12 protein-coding genes and 1 pseudogene are annotated in these 15610 nt (G+C 64.7%); 3 read left to right on the top strand and 10 right to left on the bottom strand.

The features are described 5' to 3' along the window. Positions 1 to 58: 58 nt before the first annotated feature. Both P3T22_RS10290 and P3T22_RS10285 read right to left on the bottom strand, forming a co-directional pair. Positions 59 to 1333, bottom strand: a complete 1275-nt coding sequence (locus P3T22_RS10290) for an EAL domain-containing protein (RefSeq protein WP_063498072.1) — start codon at positions 1331 to 1333, stop codon at positions 59 to 61. Positions 1334 to 1634: 301 nt separating this feature from the next. Beyond that, positions 1635 to 3053, bottom strand: a complete 1419-nt coding sequence (locus P3T22_RS10285) for a PLP-dependent aminotransferase family protein (RefSeq protein WP_063498071.1) — start codon at positions 3051 to 3053, stop codon at positions 1635 to 1637. A gap of 207 nt (positions 3054 to 3260) precedes the next feature. Here P3T22_RS10285 and P3T22_RS10280 point away from each other — a divergent pair, with 207 nt between their 5' ends. Further along, positions 3261 to 3566: a DUF2917 domain-containing protein gene (locus P3T22_RS10280; protein WP_063497156.1), complete on the top strand. Its 306-nt coding sequence runs from the start codon at positions 3261 to 3263 to the stop codon at positions 3564 to 3566. 122 nt (positions 3567 to 3688) lie between these two features. Here P3T22_RS10280 and P3T22_RS10275 read toward each other — a convergent pair whose 3' ends face one another. After that, entirely contained in the window at positions 3689 to 4780 is a 1092-nt protein-coding gene (locus P3T22_RS10275; protein ID WP_429324885.1) for a citrate synthase, read from the bottom strand. On the opposite strand from P3T22_RS10275, the pseudogene P3T22_RS10270 reads away from it, so the two are divergent. Next, positions 4749 to 5606 (top strand): annotated as a pseudogene (locus P3T22_RS10270) (CoA transferase); the annotation flags it as partial. The gene P3T22_RS10275 and the pseudogene P3T22_RS10270 sit on opposite strands and share 32 nt — an antisense overlap. 243 nt (positions 5607 to 5849) lie before the next feature. Here P3T22_RS10270 and P3T22_RS10265 read toward each other — a convergent pair. Further along, positions 5850 to 6596, bottom strand: a complete 747-nt coding sequence (locus P3T22_RS10265) for a GntR family transcriptional regulator (RefSeq protein WP_429324884.1) — start codon at positions 6594 to 6596, stop codon at positions 5850 to 5852. A gap of 217 nt (positions 6597 to 6813) precedes the next feature. Here P3T22_RS10265 and P3T22_RS10260 point away from each other — a divergent pair, with 217 nt between their 5' ends. After that, positions 6814 to 7659, top strand: coding sequence for an aldo/keto reductase (locus tag P3T22_RS10260; RefSeq protein ID WP_063497153.1), 846 nt, complete (start codon positions 6814 to 6816; stop codon positions 7657 to 7659). A gap of 82 nt (positions 7660 to 7741) precedes the next feature. Here the strand turns inward: P3T22_RS10260 and P3T22_RS10255 are convergent, their stop codons facing one another. The 6 genes from P3T22_RS10255 to P3T22_RS10230 form a co-directional block, all read right to left on the bottom strand. Further along, on the bottom strand, positions 7742 to 8236 hold the full coding sequence (locus P3T22_RS10255; protein ID WP_063497152.1) for a hypothetical protein: 495 nt from the start codon (positions 8234 to 8236) through the stop codon (positions 7742 to 7744). A 458-nt stretch (positions 8237 to 8694) separates the two neighbouring features. Continuing rightward, positions 8695 to 10866, bottom strand: coding sequence for an ABC transporter ATP-binding protein (locus tag P3T22_RS10250; protein WP_429324883.1), 2172 nt, complete (start codon positions 10864 to 10866; stop codon positions 8695 to 8697). Then, positions 10863 to 11741 carry an ABC transporter permease gene (locus tag P3T22_RS10245; RefSeq protein WP_429324882.1) on the bottom strand — a complete coding sequence of 293 codons (879 nt, stop codon included), beginning with the start codon at positions 11739 to 11741 and terminating at the stop codon, positions 10863 to 10865. The genes P3T22_RS10250 and P3T22_RS10245 overlap by 4 nt, the downstream gene beginning before the upstream one ends. Then, positions 11738 to 12748, bottom strand: coding sequence for an ABC transporter permease (locus tag P3T22_RS10240; RefSeq protein WP_063497149.1), 1011 nt, complete (start codon positions 12746 to 12748; stop codon positions 11738 to 11740). The genes P3T22_RS10245 and P3T22_RS10240 overlap by 4 nt, the downstream gene beginning before the upstream one ends. A gap of 109 nt (positions 12749 to 12857) precedes the next feature. Beyond that, a complete protein-coding gene (locus P3T22_RS10235) occupies positions 12858 to 14522 on the bottom strand; it encodes an ABC transporter substrate-binding protein (RefSeq protein ID WP_429324881.1) in 1665 nt (554 codons plus the stop codon). Between the two features lie 406 nt (positions 14523 to 14928). Then, a complete protein-coding gene (locus P3T22_RS10230; protein ID WP_429324880.1) occupies positions 14929 to 15444 on the bottom strand; it encodes a cupin domain-containing protein in 516 nt (171 codons plus the stop codon). Positions 15445 to 15610: the final 166 nt, after the last annotated feature.

Genomic DNA, 15610 nt, shown 5'->3' with positions numbered 1-15610 from the left:
ATGATAGCGATTCCAGCGGAGGTGATCAGCTTTTGTGTTCCAGCAGAACACGCTTGCCTCAATTACGATGCGCAGCGACTTCCCAGTTGATATCGACGCATAGCACCTGCGTGCCGTGCGGCGTATGCGCGGCGATCGAGGCCGTCACGCACAAGTGCGCTTCGTTGATCGACAGGTAGGGCGGCGTGAGGTGCACCTGGCCGGGCACGCGCATTGCCTGAATGAAGTACGGCCGGCGTTCCCAACTCGCGCCTTGCGAGTGCAGCAACGGCCGGAAGCGCTTGGCGCGTTGCGAAGTACGACCCGGTGGCAGCACGTTGTCGCCGATCTGCCGGCCCGAACCGTCGAGCACGAAGCAGCGTGCCGTTTCGCCGAGCGCAAGGAGTGGCGCGGTCGCCTGGGTCACCGACTCCCCGGCCACGAGTTGGGCAGCCGCCGTTTCCAGCGCCGTGACATAGGGAGCAAGCCGCGCGGACTGTGCGCGTTGGCGCGCAGCGACCCGTTCGCGCAGCGCCGCGGAGAGCGAGTCCATCAAGCCGGCCGCCGCTTGCGGTTTCACCGGCTCGACGCTCGGGCCCGCGAAGAACGCGCCCTGCACGAAGTCGACGTTGCATTCGAGCGCGATCAGCGCATCGCGTTCGGTGCTCAGGCCGCCCATCAGCACGAGTTGGCCGGATTCGTGCAGCAGCGAGACAAGGCCCGGCAGCACGCGTTCGATATGCGAGTGCTCGCTCGCTTGAGCGAGGATGCAGCGGTCGAGCGTGACGATGTCCGGACGCAGATTCCACACGCGATCGATGTTCGAATGCTTCGCGCCGAAGCCGTCTAGCGCGATCAGGAAGCCGGATTTGCGCAACGCGTCGATGATGGCGGCGAAGCGCGTGGTTTCACCGCCTGCCTGCTCGGACACTTCCAGCACCACCCGCTGCGGCGGCAGGCCCAGCGCCTTGAGGCCGGCGAGCAGTGCGTCGCCGTAACTGGTGTCCATCAGTGCCGCCGGGTGCAGGCTCAGGAAAAGCCATTCGTCATGGCTGTCGAATGCATTGAAATTGCCCAGATGCAGCGATTCGGCGAGCCGCCCGAGTTCCAGCAGGTCGCCGCGCCGCGCCGCCTGGTTGAAAACCTCGTGCGACGGCACTTGCAGCGCATGCTCGTCGTGTGCGCGCAGTGAAGCGTGATAACCGATCGCGCGCCGGTGCGACACCGAGAAAACCGGCTGGAACACGCTGAAAACGGTGTAGCCGCCGTACAGAACGGTGCGCCGGGAGCCTTCGTCGCCGGCCATCGGGCGCGGCGGCTGGAAGCCGGGAGGATCGAGTTCGATCATGCTCATCATGTCAGTCGTGTGGAGGTGGCGGTGCGCGCGCATGCTCGACATGAGTCAAGCACACGTAAATTGTGAGTTTACAGGATAGGTGAGCAAGAACTGTGCGCGATTGGAAACACACTGTGCGCGCTCGGTGACCACGGTTAGTACGGCGATTGTGCGCCAGCGCGGGCGCGAATACGATGATTCGCACTTCAGTGGTGCGACCCGCGCCCCGTTGCGGGTCGGCGCTGGTGAGCGCGAAGCTCGCCATGGTCAGCCCCGCCAGCACCGTGTTGACGATCAGCCCGAACGCAGAATGAGCCGCTCAGACCGAAGCAGGCAACGCCGCGGCAGCATGGAAAAATGCCTGCGCGCGCGGCTCGTTGCCGAACGCCGCGTGAATCCTGATCCACGGGCTGACTTCCATGTTGGGCCGGAAATAGCTGCCGGGCACCACCGTCACACCGAGCGGCGCGCCGCATGCAACCAGCCGTTCGGCGTTGTCGACGTGCGGTACGCGCGCCCATACGAACTTGCCGCCGACGGGTTTTTCGAACACCTCCCAGCCGGCATCTTCGAGTGTCAGGATGGTCGAGCCGAGCGCGTCGCGCATGCGGCGGCGCAGGCGCTCCAGATATTTGCGGTACGCGCCGCGCTCCAGCAGCGACACGGCGACCGCCTCGGCAAAGCGCGAACCGCCGATGCTGGTCAGCATCTTGATGTCGACCAGATCCTTGATGATCGCGTGGCTCGCCACCACACAGCCGATTCGCAGCGAGGACGACAGCGTCTTCGACAAGCCGCCCACATAGATCACATGGTCGAGCTGGTCGAGGGTCGCGAGACGGTCGGTGACGTCGGTCTGGAAGTCGGCGTAGATGTCGTCTTCGATGATCGTGAAACCGTGTTCGCGCGCCAGTTGCAGCAACCGGAACGCGACCGGCGGCGCGACCGTGGTGCCGGTCGGATTGTGGAACACCGTGTTGATGAACATCAGCTTCGGCCGATGCACTTGCAACTGCGCCTGCAGCACGTCGAGATCGGGGCCGTTGCGGGTGCGCGGAATGCCGATCAGCTTCACGCCGTGCAGCTTCAGCAGGCCATACAGGTTGTAGTAGCCGGGGTCCTCCACGAACATCGTGTCGCCGGCTTTGAGCATGTAGCGCATCAGCAGATCGAGCGCCTGACTCGCGCCGTTGGTGATCAGAATCTGCGAGGCGTCCGCTTGAATCCCCAGTTGACCGATGCGGCTTTGCAGATGTTCGCGCAAGGTCAGATTGCCGAGCGGAGTCGCGTAATCGACCATGCTCGCGATGTCGGTGCGCGACACGTGGCGGATCGCCTGCGCGAGGCTCTCCGTGTCGCGCCACGCATCGGGAATGAAGCCGCTGCCGAGCTTGAGCGTCTCACCTTGGTGGTTGAACTGCTGGAGGATGTGCCCCGATTCGTCCTCGGCGCGGCGCGGGTCCGAGGAGCCCGCGCAATGGGTGCCTGTGGGCTGGCGGTCGGCGACGTAGAAACCCGAACCGTGGCGCGAGTTCACATAGCCGAGCGACACCAGCCGGTCGTAAGCCTCGATCACGGGAAAACGGCTCACGCCGTAGTCGGCGGCGAACTGGCGGATCGACGGCAGCTTTGAGCCGGGGTGAGCGATGCGCGAACGAATCCAGGCGGTGATGCCCGTGACGATCTGTTCGGTGAGTGGGACGCCGTTATCCCGATCGAGTTGGATGTCGAGTTTCATGCGGATCATTTCCTTCGCCGGGCAGCCGGAGCGCCGAACTGTCGGTGCGGCGTGTGCTGCACACGCACTCATCGAGCGCGATTGCTGCCAACTGTCCGTTTTTTCGACTGAACAGTTCCGATGGAAGTGTTCGGAACTGTGCATGGGTATTCGATGATCGCACGTCAATAATCAGTACAACAGGAAAGTTCTTCGAAGGAGAGAGCGATGCGTGAAGTCCGTATTTTCGAAATGGAACATGACGAGCCCGCGGCGGCCTGGCGTGTCGCGCGTCCGTCGGTCTTCAAGGTGATCTCGGGCGAGATCTGGCTGACCGTCGAAGGCGAGAATGGCGATCATTGGCTGGCAACGGGGCAATCGATCGAGTTGCCGCGCGGTGCGATGGCGTGGGTCAGCGCGGGGCGGGCCGGTGCGCGTTTCGCGCTGGCCAGCGGGTCAGAACACGCTGCAATGCGGCCACTGCGCAGCTTGCCGGTACTGAACTGGCTGCCGCGCTGGTTAGGCGTGGCGTGACGGGGAGTTGCGGCTGCTGCAACCGCCGTAACTGATGCGGCTGATGCAGGCACCGATGCGTACCGCGTTTGCTTCGCAGCCGGTCAAGGCCGCGCCTCAACGGGCCACCTCATCGGGCCACCTTAACGGGCCACCTCAGCGGCCACCTCAACCTCCCCGATATAGCGCGCGCGTGGCCGGATCAACCGGCCGTCGCGCGTCTGTTCCATTGCATGGGCGATCCAGCCAACCACCCGGCCGACCGCGAATAGCGTGAATGCGGCGCCGGCCGGCAGGGCGAGTACCCGTTCGATGGCCACGAGCGCAAAGTCGACGGTCGGCTCCGCCCCGGTCGTATCGCGCACTGTGCGCGCGAGCGCCTGCACTTCGCCTAGTGGCGAGCGGGCCGGCGCACAGTCGGCGAGCATCCTGAGCAGCAGACGCGCGCGCGGGTCGCCGTCCGGATAAAGCGGATGGCCGAAGCCCGACAGCACTGGCCCATGCGCGCCGTGTTCGTGGCGCGCGAGCCGGTTTGCCAGATAGCGATCGAGATCGGGTGCGCGCGACGCTTCATCGAGGAGCGCGGCAATCCGTACCGTCTCGCCACCATGCCGCGGGCCGGCCAACGCAGCCAGACCGCCCGCTACTGCGCCAAACAGATGCGTCCCCGTTGACGTGATGCAACGAACCGTGAAGGTCGACGCGTTCAGTTCATGATCTGCGCATGCCACCAGCGCCGCGCGCAGCAGCCCTGCTTGCTGACGGTTGCGCACGTTCCACGCCGAAGCCAACTGCTTGTGCAGCGGTTCGTTCGACGGCGCCGCCGAGACCATCGCGGCGGCCAGCAAGCGCATGACCGCGCAGGCGGTATCCAGCTGCGCATCGCGCCCGAGCGCCCATACCCGCGGCATTTGCGCCGCGGCGGCCGGCAGCAGCACGAGCGCGCGGTCGAGTGGCGTGCTGTCGCTCCAGAGCTTGAGCCACGCCGCCCACTGGGCGGCGGCGAAAGGGACTGCCGGTGCCTCGGCGATGCGCCTCGCGCTGCATTCCCACAACAACGCCGCGACACCCTCCAGTGATGCCGTGCGCGCCAGTTCCATGGCGTCATGCCCGCGATACAACAGGCGGCCGCCGGCCACCAGCGTGATCGACGATTCGAGCACCGGCACGCCCCAGTCCAACACCTTTTGCGCGACCTTGCCGGCGCGCTTGCCGTTGTTCGAGATCGAGCGCATCGGCGACGCGCCGGTTGAGCCGCCGCGCCGCGGCGACGCGAACCGGCCGCTGGCGGGCGTGCGGGTGCTGGATCTGTCGCGCATCATCGCGGGGCCGGTGGCCGGGCGAGCGCTCGCGCACCACGGCGCGGACGTGCTGATGATCAACGGTCCGCATTTGCCGAATATCGCGCCGCTGGTGATCGACAACGGGCGTGGCAAGCGCTCGGCCGTGGTCGATCTGCGCGATGCGCCCGGACGTGAGACCTTGCGCGGCCTTGCCGGTGGCGCCGATGTGTTTCTGCAGGCCTATCGCCCCGGCGCGCTGGCGGCGCGTGGGTTCGGTCCCGAAGAACTGGCGCGCGTGCGGCCTGGGATCGTGTACGTGTCGGTGTCCGCTTATGGACACGAGGGGCCTTGGGCTCAGCGGCGCGGCTTCGATAGTCTGGTGCAGTCGGCGAGTGGCATCGCGTGGACCGAACGGCAGGCGGCGGGCTGGGACGAGCCTAAGCATCTGCCTTGTCAGGCGCTGGATCACGCGACCGGCTATCTCGCCGCGTTCGGCGCGATGGTCGCGTTGGCACGGCGCGCCACCGAAGGCGGAAGCTGGCACGTGCGCCTCTCGCTGGCGCAAACGGGCCGGTGGCTGCAGTCTTTCGGACTTGTGCAGGATGGCTGGCGTGCGCCGGATGTGTCGAGCGACGATGTGTCGGATTGCCTCGGCACCGTCGATTCGACATTCGGCCGCGTGCGTGGCGTGTTGCCCGCCGAGATGCTTGATCTGACGCCGGCTTTTTATGCGTTGCCGCCTGTGGAAGTGGGCGCTGACAGCGCTAGCTGGAAGTGATGCGTTTGCCACTGTGAGTGGCGTGGCTGCATCTCCGTTCCCTTTTCGAGTTGTACGAGGGAAACGGGGAGCGCTGCAACATCGTCTGGTTTGCCGGCTACGGAAGCAGGGGAACCGGGACGGGTGGCTCAAATGGAGGCTATGTCCCGGCATCGGAGCCCCGCCTGGCAGCGGCGGCCAGCAGCGTGCGAGCCGTACGCGATAGCTCGCGGCCCGCTTCGCGGGCGCGGGCCAATCCGCCCGTTACTTCCGCAACTCCGCCACGAAGTCGTAGTAGTCGTTGCGGCAGTACGTGTCCGTCAACTCGATCGCCCGCTGGTCGGCGGTGTAGCCCACGCGGGTGATCAACAGCAGCGCCTCGTTCGGTGCGATGCTCATCTGCAGCGCGATTTCGTCGCTCGCATTGACCGCGCGAAAATGCTGCAGCGCGCGCACAATCGTCAGTCCGCGATTTTCCAGGTAGGTGTACAACGAATCGCCAATTGCCTGTGGATCGGGAATCACCGCGGCAGGAAAGGTGGAATTCTCCACGGCCATCACGATGCCGTCGGCGAGGCGCAAGCGGCGCAGCCGGGTCACGGCCGCCGCCGGCGACAAACCCAGTTGAATCACCTCATCGCGGTTGGCCGGCGAAATTTCTCGCGACAACCACTTCGAACTCGGCGTAAAACCGCGTCGCCGCAGCATTTCGCTGAAACTCGAAAGACGCGACAGCGGATCTTCATAGCGCGGCGTGATGAAGCTGCCTGCGCCTTGGGTGCGGCGGATCAATCCCTGTTCGACCAGTAGGGCAATCGCCTTGCGCGAGGTGATCCGCGATACGCCGAGCGCTTCGGACAGCACGCGCTCGGAGGGCAGCGCCTCGCCCGCGTTCCAGCGGTTTTCGTGAATCGCGGTGCCGAGCTTGCGTGCGAGTTGCAGGTACAACGGCGTGTCGTTTTCCGGGTCCGGGCGCAGGTCGCGCCAGCGGTCTTCCGAGGCTGAGGTCATGGGGCTCACGCGAGAAGGGCAAGCGGCAATTCTAAGACATTGGCGCGCTCCGTTATAGCGGGCTTTTGTCTGGAGCCCGATCGGTTGCCCGCGCAACCGCTAAACTCGCCGCTATGATTTCCGTCGCCTGCGCCGCGCATCCGCCCGCGCCGCGCATCGACATGCACGCGTTGCCTCATGCGCGCGGCCATCCGTTTAGCCACTTCGAGGAGAAAGCATGACGACCGATATCGCAAGCGTAAGTCTGCCCGACGGCGAGCGCATTCCGAAACTGGGGCAGGGTACTTGGGAGATGGGCGAGCAGCCGGCGCGCCGCGCCTCGGAAATCGCCGCGCTGCGTTCCGGCATCGAACTGGGCATGACACTGATCGACACGGCGGAAATGTACGGCGACGGCACCACCGAATCGCTCGTGGGTGAAGCGCTGGCGGGGCTGCGCGATCAGGTATTTCTCGTCAGCAAGGTGTACCCGCATAACGCAAGCCGGCGCGGTGTCATCGCTGCCTGCGAGCAGAGCCTCAAGCGCCTGAAAACGGATCGGCTCGATCTGTACTTGCTGCACTGGCGCGGCTCGGTGCCGCTTGCGGAAACCGTCGCGGCGTTCGAGGCATTGCGCACGGCAGGCAAGCTTCGCCACTGGGGCGTCAGCAACTTCGATACGGACGATATGGACGAACTCGTCGCCACGCCCGGCGGCGAGGCATGCGCGACCAATCAGATTCTCTACAACGTCGCGCGCCGCGGACCGGAATTCGACCTGTTGCCATGGCTCGCCGCGCGCAAGATGCCGGCGATGGCATACAGCCCGGTCGATCACGCGCGCCTGCCGAAGCGCTCACCGCTCGATGACATCGCCGACGCACACGGCGTTTCGGTGTTTCAGGTGGCGCTAGCGTGGGTGTTGCAAAAGCCCGGCGTGTTTGCGATTCCGAAAGCGGGCCGCGTCGAGCATGTGCGCGACAACCATGGGGCGTTGCAACTGCAACTCGGCGCTCATGAACTCGCTGCCATCGACACTTATTTCAAACCGCCACGCAGCAAGCGGCCACTCGAAATGCTGTAAGCGCGGTGGCGGCCGTTAGCGAATTGCAGCCGGCGGTGGCGGCGGCGCACCTGCGCCGCTGCGGCTCGCTGCGCCAGCGTCATTAGTTACAACCGTGGTGCATGTGCACAGATCCCAGGACGGCGACTTCAGCGGGCGTGTGCCTGAGCGAATCTTCGTTGACCTGGGCGGCGTCGGTGACGAATTCGTCGACGATCGACGAGACCTGCGTATTGCGCAAACACAGCGACACCCGCTGCGTTTCGTTGGGCGGCAACGACGCGCGCTGACCGAGGAACAGCACACCGTACTGATAGCCGTGGATGATGCCTCGGATCGCGCCGACGCATTGACCTTGCGCGACGTTGTCGTTTTTCTGTTTGCAGGTTTGCGCGAGTGAATAGGCAGAGAAGGTGGGATCGACCGGCGGGGCGGCTTGCGACAGGGTTGGCGGCTGCGGCTGGGCCGACGTAGCCGATGTTTGCGCCGGGGTTTGCGCCGGGGTTTGCGCATGAGCGAGCGATGCGAGGCCCAGAGCGGTGACCATCAACAGGCCGGTGGCCGTGCGCGCCATGGCGTGGGGGACGTTTCGTTGCATGTTGTGATGCCCTCATATCGAACGTTGAATCTGATATGAGGCAATCGCTTCGGTTTGGTTCCGGTCACGCGCGACGCGATCGATTGTTCTGGTTTTAAACGTGCGCAAGAACCGTTCGTCAGCGGTTCGCGGCGGTGCGTGCCGTTTTGCCGGACCGCCTGCGAGTGCTGCCGACTTCGACCGGCCTCGGGCGGTGACGCTCGACCGGGGGATCGAGACATCACCGCCGTTGCCGGGGGACTGCGGACGGGATACAGAATGATGTCGTTAGTGACGGGTAGGGTTCGGGGGCCCCCTACCCGGGAAGCAGGCAACTGCTAGCCAGCGATATCCATGCCATTGCCCGCAAAACCTTGCGGCGGCGGTGTCGAGTAGAGGGTTGCAATGCCCGCGAGCGAAAAACGCATGAAAACGTTTCGACGATGAAACGCATGGCCGGAAAGCCGCGTTATTGCGCGTTATTCGTTGCGCGCAGCGTTTTCCGGTGTGTTTTCAGAACCGTTGCCGGAGGCCTCGCCGGTGTTGTCGCGCGAGGCCGATTGCAGCGCGCGCAGTTCGTCGAAGGGGATATGGCAGCGGATACGATGTACCGACGGCTGGCCAGCGCTGCCGATGTTGGCTTCGAGGAAGGGCGGGTCTTGCTGTTCGCAGATCGCTCCCAGTTTGCGCGGGCAGCGCGTATGGAACACGCACCCGGACGGCGGCGATGCGGCGCTCGGCAGATCGCCGGACAGGCGTATGCGGGCACGGCTGTCGTGGGCGCCCAGCGTCGGCACTGAAGACAAAAGCGCTTCGGTGTAGGGATGGTGCGGTCCGCCAAAGACTGCAGCTGCCGGTCCGATCTCCAGCAGCCGGCCGAGGTACAGCACCGCGATGCGATCCGACAGATAGCGCACCACGTGCAGATCGTGCGAGATGAACACGTAGCTCACGCCGCGCTCGCGCTGCAGATCGGCGAGCAGGTTGAGAATCGCGGCCTGCACGGAGACGTCGAGCGCGGAAGTGGGTTCGTCGCAGACCACCACGCGCGGCTCACCGGCAAACGCGCGCGCGATCGCCACGCGCTGCTTGAGTCCGCCGGACAATTGACGTGTGCGCGAGCCGAGATAGCGCTCGGGCAAACGCACCGCCGCCGTCAGTGTGGCGAGCCGTTCGTCGATTGCGGCGCCTCGCAGCGCGGTGAGGCGCAACAACGCACGACCGATCAGCCGCCTCACCGAATGCGCGCGATTGAGCGCCGAGTCCGGATTCTGGAACACGATCTGCAGCGACTTGACCTGCTCGTCGTTGCGTCGCGTGACGCGCGCGGCGAGCGGCGTGCCGTCGAGTTCGAGCACGCTGCCCGCGTCCGGCGTGAGCAGGCCTAGCATCAGTTTCGCGAGCGTCGTTTTGCCGCTGCCGGATTCGCCGACGAGGCCAAGCGTTTCGCCACTGGCGAGTTCGATCGATACGTCGTCGACTGCGCGCAGCGGGGCGCCGGATACGTGGAATGTCTTCGAGAGTTTTTCCGCACGCAGCACGAGAGCAGGGCGCTCGCTGTCACGCAACCCATCGTCGTCCTGGGGCAATGCGTCAGCAGCCGCACGCGGCAGTTCGATTGCGCGTTCGTGATAATGGCAGCGCGACATCTGATCGCCATGCGCGGCGCTCACGCGATAAGGCGGCGGCGCTTCACGGCGGCAGCGGTCATCGGCGAGACGGCAACGGTCAGCGTAAATGCAGCCCTGGGTGACCGAGCCCGGCAAGGGCAGATGACCCGCGATGGTGTCGAGCCGCTCGGTGTCCTTGCTGCGCCCCGCGCTCGGCAAGCAGCGCAGCAGTCCAACCGTATAGGGATGACGCGGCCGCGCGAACACGTCCTGGGTTGCGCCTTCCTCGACCAGCTTGCCGGCATACAGCACGCCGACGCGCTCGCACATCCGCCCGATCACCGCGAGGTTGTGGCTGATGAACAGCACGGCCGTGCCGAGTTCTTTGCGCAGTTGCGCCACAAGGTCGAGCACTTCGGCTTCGACGGTGGCGTCGAGCCCGGTGGTCGGTTCGTCGAGAATCAGCAAGGCCGGGTTCGAGGCAAGCGCCATCGCGATGACCACGCGCTGCTGCATGCCGCCCGACAACTGATGTGGATAGCTGCCCATCACGCGCTCGGGTGAAGCGATGCGCACACGCTGCAGTATTTCGACCGTGCGCCGCACTGCTTCGTCACGTGGGACACCGGCCGCTTCGAATGCTTCCGTGACTTGCCGCGCGATCGTCAATGAAGGATTCAACGCCCGCCCAGGGTCCTGATAGACCATCGAAATCGCGTTCGCACGCATCGTGCGCAACGCGTCGGCGTCGAGCTTCTGCACGTCCTGGCCGGCAATGATGATCTTGCCTGCCTTTACCTTGCCGTTGCGCGGCAGATAACGCAGCGCGGCCATCGCGACCGTCGATTTACCGCAGCCCGATTCGCCGACGAGGCCGTACGCTTCGCCGCGCCGCACGCGAAACGATACGTCCTGCAGCACTTCACGATCGCGTCCGCGCATCCGGTACGTGACCGTCAGACCCACCACAGACAGCGCATCCATGCGATCGCTCTTCGAGACGTCGAAGGCAGGGAACGAGGCGGGCGGCGGGCCGTTCATCGGTCGAGCACTCCTTGCACGCTATCGGCGATCAAATTCACGCCGACCACAAGCGAGGCGATCGCGCCGGCCGCGAATACGACCGTCCACCACGCACCGCCCGCCATCAGCGTGTACGACTCGGACAGCGCGAGCCCCCAGTCGGCGGAAGGCGGCTGAATACCGAAGCCGAGAAACGACAGCGTCGCGACCGCGAAAATCGCATACCCGAGCCGCACGGTCGCCTCGACGATGATCGGCGGCAGCACATTCGGCAGGATCTCCGCGAACATGATGTACGGCGCGCGTTCGCCGCGCAGTTGCGCAGCGGCGACGTAGTCCAGATGCCGTTCGGCGAATACGGCGGCGCGTACCGTACGTGCGGTGATCGGCGTGAAGGTGATGCCGATCACGAAGATCACGGTGAAGTTCGATGCGCCGACCGCGGCCAGCGCGAGCAACGCGACAATCACGAGCGGCAGCGCGAGTACGGCGTCGATCGCGCGGCCCACGACGTTGTCGACCCAGCCTTCGAAGTAGCCGACGATCAACCCAAGGGCCGTTCCCGCGACCGTGCCGAGCAGGGTCGCCAAAGGCGCGATGGTCAGGATGTCGCGCGCGCCGACGATTACCCGAGAGAACACGTCACGGCCGAGCTGATCGGTGCCGAACCAATGCGTGCTGTCGGGCGGCATCAGCGAGTTGAGCGGATCGGATGCATACGGGTCGATCCGCACGATCCATTGCCCGGCGATCGCGCAGACGATCCACCATCCCACGATCAACGCGCCGACCAAAAATGTGGGCGAGCGCAGCAGCATGCGCAACGGGCCGAAGCGCGGCTCGGTAGCCGGACGTGGCGTAGGCGGCGCGGCGGGCGGAACGATGGTGTTCATTCGGCGCTCCTCACTCGCAACCGTGGATTGAGCAGGACATGCAGCGCATCGGCGAGGAGATTGGCGACGGTGTAGACCACGCCGATCGTCAGCACGCCCGCTTCGAGCATCGGAAAATCCTTCGCCTTGGCGGCGTTGTAGATCAACGAACCGATACCTTGATAGTGGAACAGTGTCTCGACCACCACGAGACCGCCGATCATATAGCCGAGCTGCGTCGCGGCGACGGTGATGGTCGGCAGCAGCGCATTGCGCAATACGTGCCGACAGATCACGGTACGGCGCGGCAAGCCTTTGAGGATCGCCGTGCGGGTGTAGTCCGCATCGAGCGCTTCGACGGTGCCCGCGCGTGCCATCCTCGCGATATAGCCGAAGAACACCAGCACCAGCGGCAGCACCGGCAAAATCAGATGCCGCAGTTGTTCGAGCGCGCCTGCTTCGGGCGGATACGAGGCTTCGGTCGGCAGCCAACGAAGCCACACGCCGAACACCAGAATCAGCACGATCGACGAGACGAACTCCGGCACCACGGTCGCCGACAAGCCGGCGATGCTGATGGTGCGATCGAGCCAGCGTCCCGCGTGCATGGCCGACCACACACCGCCCGCAATGCCGAGCGGCACAACGACGACAAACGCGAGCAGACCGAGCTTGGCCGAATGCACCAGTGCGTCGGCGATAAACGGCCCGACCGGTTCACGGTACGCATAGGAAAGCCCCATATCGCCGCGCACGAAATGCGAGATCCACTCGACGTATTGCGTCATGAGCGGCCGGTCCGCGCCGAGCTGATGATTGAGCGCGGCGACCGCGCGCGCATCGGCGAGCGGCCCGAGCACCGCGCGGCCGATATCGCCAGGCAGCAACTGGCCGCCCGCGAACACGATCACTGACAGCAGCCACAGTGTAATCAACGACAAACCGACCCGCGTCGCCAGAAATCGCGCGATGCGGCCCGCGTTGCCGCTCGAGACCGGGGACGTGGAAGGGTTCACCGTGGTCGACATCGTGAGCTCCTGCCGAAGAAGCGCCGTGCGCTCATGCGTTCAATGGCCTTTGCATTCGCCGGCTTTGGCGTTCAACGGCATTTTCGTTCAACGGCTTTTGCGTTCAACATTACGCGCTCAACACTGCGCGGTCGAAATAGAGTTGCGCGAGCGCCGTGAAGCGCACGCCGTTCACGCCTTTGCGCATGGCGATCAGTTGATCGTAGAAGAACGGGATGATCACGGGCGTTTCGTCGAGCAGCAGCGTCTGGATCTGTCCGGCGATTTTCCTCTGCGTGCCCAGGTCGACCGCCGCGACGAACTGCGCGACCAGTTGATCGTATTGCGGGTTCCTGAAGTGCGCGGCGTTCCACGTGCCGGTGCTGGTGAGCGGCGCGTTCAGGAACACGTTCGGCACGCCGCGATGACCGTAATCGGTGATGCCGAGCGGCGAGTCGAGCCAATCCGATTTGCCCGGCGTACCCGCGCCGTAGTACAGCGACTGGCTTTCCACCTTCAGGTTGATCCGCACGCCGATCGCCTTCGCCGCGTTCTGCACGACCACCGCGAGATCGGGGATCTCCATGTACTTTTCGGTGGTCAGCGTGACGTCGAAACCGTTCGGCATGCCCGCTTGCGCAAGCAGTTGCTTCGCCTTCGCGATGCCGATCTTGCGTTGCGGGACACCCGCATCGGAAGACGGAAATACCGGTGCGAACGGGCTGTCGTTGCCGAGTTGCGCGCGGCCTTTGAACAGCCCACGCACCAGCACGTCGCGATCGAGCGATAACGCTAGCGCCTGGCGCACGCGCTTGTCCTTGAACAATGGATTGTCGTTGCGCATATGAATCTGGCGATGCGCGCTCGACTTCACGCCGATTGCCTTGTAGTCCGGATTGTTCAGAATGCCGGCGCCGCCCTGCACGGTGAAGGTGCCCATCACGTCGGCTTGATGGCCCTGCAGCGCGAGCATCTGCGCCTGTTCGTCGGCATAGAACGAGAACTGTACGCGTTGCGGTAACGCTTTGTCGCCCCAGTAGTCGGGATTGCGCACGAACGATGCGCCGACCTTGGCCTGATACTTTTCGAGCTTGAACGGACCGGTGCCAATGAAGCTCTTTTCATAACCACCCGCATAGTTCGCGGGCAGGATCACGGCGTTGTAATTGTCCGAAGAAACGTAGTACGGGAAGTTGCCGTTCGGTGCATCGAGATGGAAGGCGACCGTGTGCTCGTCGACCGCCCTCGCACCGCCTTTCGACAGCACGCCCTTGAGTACCGAGAGCGCAGCCGAACCGCTCGCCGGATCGGCGAGACGATCAAAGGTGGCGACGACGTCTTTGGCGGTAAAGGTCTGGCCGTCGTGGAATTTGACGTTCGGGCGCAGCGTGAAGGTCCACACGTCGCCCTTGTCGTTCGGCTTCCACGACAAGGCAAGCGCCGGCTTCAGCAGGAGCTTTTCGCCGTCGTCGTCGATCAGGAATTCGCCGGTCTGATTCAGCAGCGCGAGACTCGCGGCATCGGTCACGGTGAGCGGATCGACCGCGCCGGCCGGCGTCAGATGGGCCACGCGGATTGTCTGGTTAGACGGGCCCGGTGCGCCTTGCGCGCGGACTCGCGGCGCATTCAGCACGCCGCCGCCAACCAGCGACAAACCGATCACGCTCGCATAGCGCAGCAGATCGCGGCGCGTGACGCGGCCGGCGATGAATTCGTCGATGGCGTGGTTGCCGTAGGCGTCGGCGGTATGGCGGGCTAGGTCGAGTTCGGGAGATCGGTCCGCGGGAGTCTTCATTGATGGAGTGTCCAGTCCGTTCTGCTGTCGGTTCTGAAGGGCCGCGCCGGATGTGCGCGACAGGGCGGCTTATTGCAATGACGAAAAGCTGCAGTGAGCTGCGGTGCTGAAAAGCGGTTTCAGTGTAAGCGATTGCCTGCCGGTTCGGAGCGCCTGCGGCGCGGTCCGGTTCCGGTTTGGTGCATAAAAGGGCCGGTGTGTGTCGTCACGACAACGGCCGGCGGCTTGTCTCGCATGGTCCACGCAATGTGCACGATGCCGCAGCGCGGGAATCGCCGGTGCGCCGATGCGCTGCTGAAGCCGATGCGCCGCTGAAGCCGCGGAAACCTTATCGATTCGCCTAGCCAGGCAAGTTGGATTGACCTGGCAACCGTAGCCGGCTGGCGAGGGCACGGCAAAGCGGGATTTAGTGATCGTGCGGATGCTTGTGAATCGGATCGACCCAGAACACCGTTTCCGGTGCTTCCACCGCGTCGATGTTCAGATTCACCACCACCGCTTCATTGTCGCTGCGCACCAGCACGCATTCGAGCGGATCGTCGGTGCTCGCGTTGATCTCCTGATGCGGCACGTAGGGTGGCACGAAGATGAAGTCGCCCGGGCCGGCTTCGGCCGTGAACTCCAGACGCTCGCCCCAGCGCATGCGTGCCTGGCCACGCACGACGTAGATCACGCTTTCGAGCGCGCCGTGATGATGCGCGCCGGTCTTTGCATTCGGATGAATCGTCACAGTGCCGGCCCAGATTTTCTGCGCGCCGACGCGCGCCGCGTTGATCGCCGCTGCACGGTTCATGCCCGGCGTTTGCGCGGTATTGCTGTCGAGCTGGTCGCCCTTGATCACCTTGACGCCGTGCTCGCGCCAGTCGATCGGCGCTGAGGGATGCTCATCCTTGTAATGCGGGTGTTCGTGATCCTGGCTCATGATGTGTCTCCTCGTGGGCGGCCGTCCGGGTGCTGGGCACGGCGCCGTCTGGCATTTTTGCACGTTCAAAAGCGCGCGTGTTGCCTGCCGCCGTAAGCCGCGTCACGCACGAAAAAAAGGCCCATCACACAGGGGACGGGCCTTTTGCTGTCTGCCTTCGTTGCAG

The sequence above is a fragment of the Paraburkholderia sp. GAS348 genome, from assembly GCF_050434205.1.
Taxonomy (GTDB): Bacteria; Pseudomonadota; Gammaproteobacteria; order Burkholderiales; family Burkholderiaceae; genus Paraburkholderia.
This window is presented reverse-complemented; position numbering and strand designations above follow the sequence as displayed.

Bases quoted from the DNA above. Each gene is read 5' to 3' on its own strand.
- P3T22_RS10240 (WP_063497149.1), bottom strand. From the start codon at position 12,748: ATGTCGACCACGGTGAACCCTTCCACGTCCCCGGTCTCGAGCGGCAAC.
- P3T22_RS10235 (WP_429324881.1), bottom strand. From the start codon at position 14,522: ATGAAGACTCCCGCGGACCGATCTCCCGAACTCGACCTAGCCCGCCAT.
- P3T22_RS10260 (WP_063497153.1), top strand. From the start codon at position 6,814: ATGACGACCGATATCGCAAGCGTAAGTCTGCCCGACGGCGAGCGCATT.
- P3T22_RS10280 (WP_063497156.1), top strand. From the start codon at position 3,261: ATGCGTGAAGTCCGTATTTTCGAAATGGAACATGACGAGCCCGCGGCG.
- P3T22_RS10250 (WP_429324883.1), bottom strand. From the start codon at position 10,866: ATGAACGGCCCGCCGCCCGCCTCGTTCCCTGCCTTCGACGTCTCGAAG.
- P3T22_RS10265 (WP_429324884.1), bottom strand. From the start codon at position 6,596: ATGACCTCAGCCTCGGAAGACCGCTGGCGCGACCTGCGCCCGGACCCG.
- P3T22_RS10285 (WP_063498071.1), bottom strand. From the start codon at position 3,053: ATGAAACTCGACATCCAACTCGATCGGGATAACGGCGTCCCACTCACC.
- P3T22_RS10230 (WP_429324880.1), bottom strand. From the start codon at position 15,444: ATGAGCCAGGATCACGAACACCCGCATTACAAGGATGAGCATCCCTCA.
- P3T22_RS10245 (WP_429324882.1), bottom strand. From the start codon at position 11,741: ATGAACACCATCGTTCCGCCCGCCGCGCCGCCTACGCCACGTCCGGCT.
- P3T22_RS10255 (WP_063497152.1), bottom strand. From the start codon at position 8,236: ATGCAACGAAACGTCCCCCACGCCATGGCGCGCACGGCCACCGGCCTG.
- P3T22_RS10275 (WP_429324885.1), bottom strand. From the start codon at position 4,780: ATGCGCTCGATCTCGAACAACGGCAAGCGCGCCGGCAAGGTCGCGCAA.
- P3T22_RS10290 (WP_063498072.1), bottom strand. From the start codon at position 1,333: ATGAGCATGATCGAACTCGATCCTCCCGGCTTCCAGCCGCCGCGCCCG.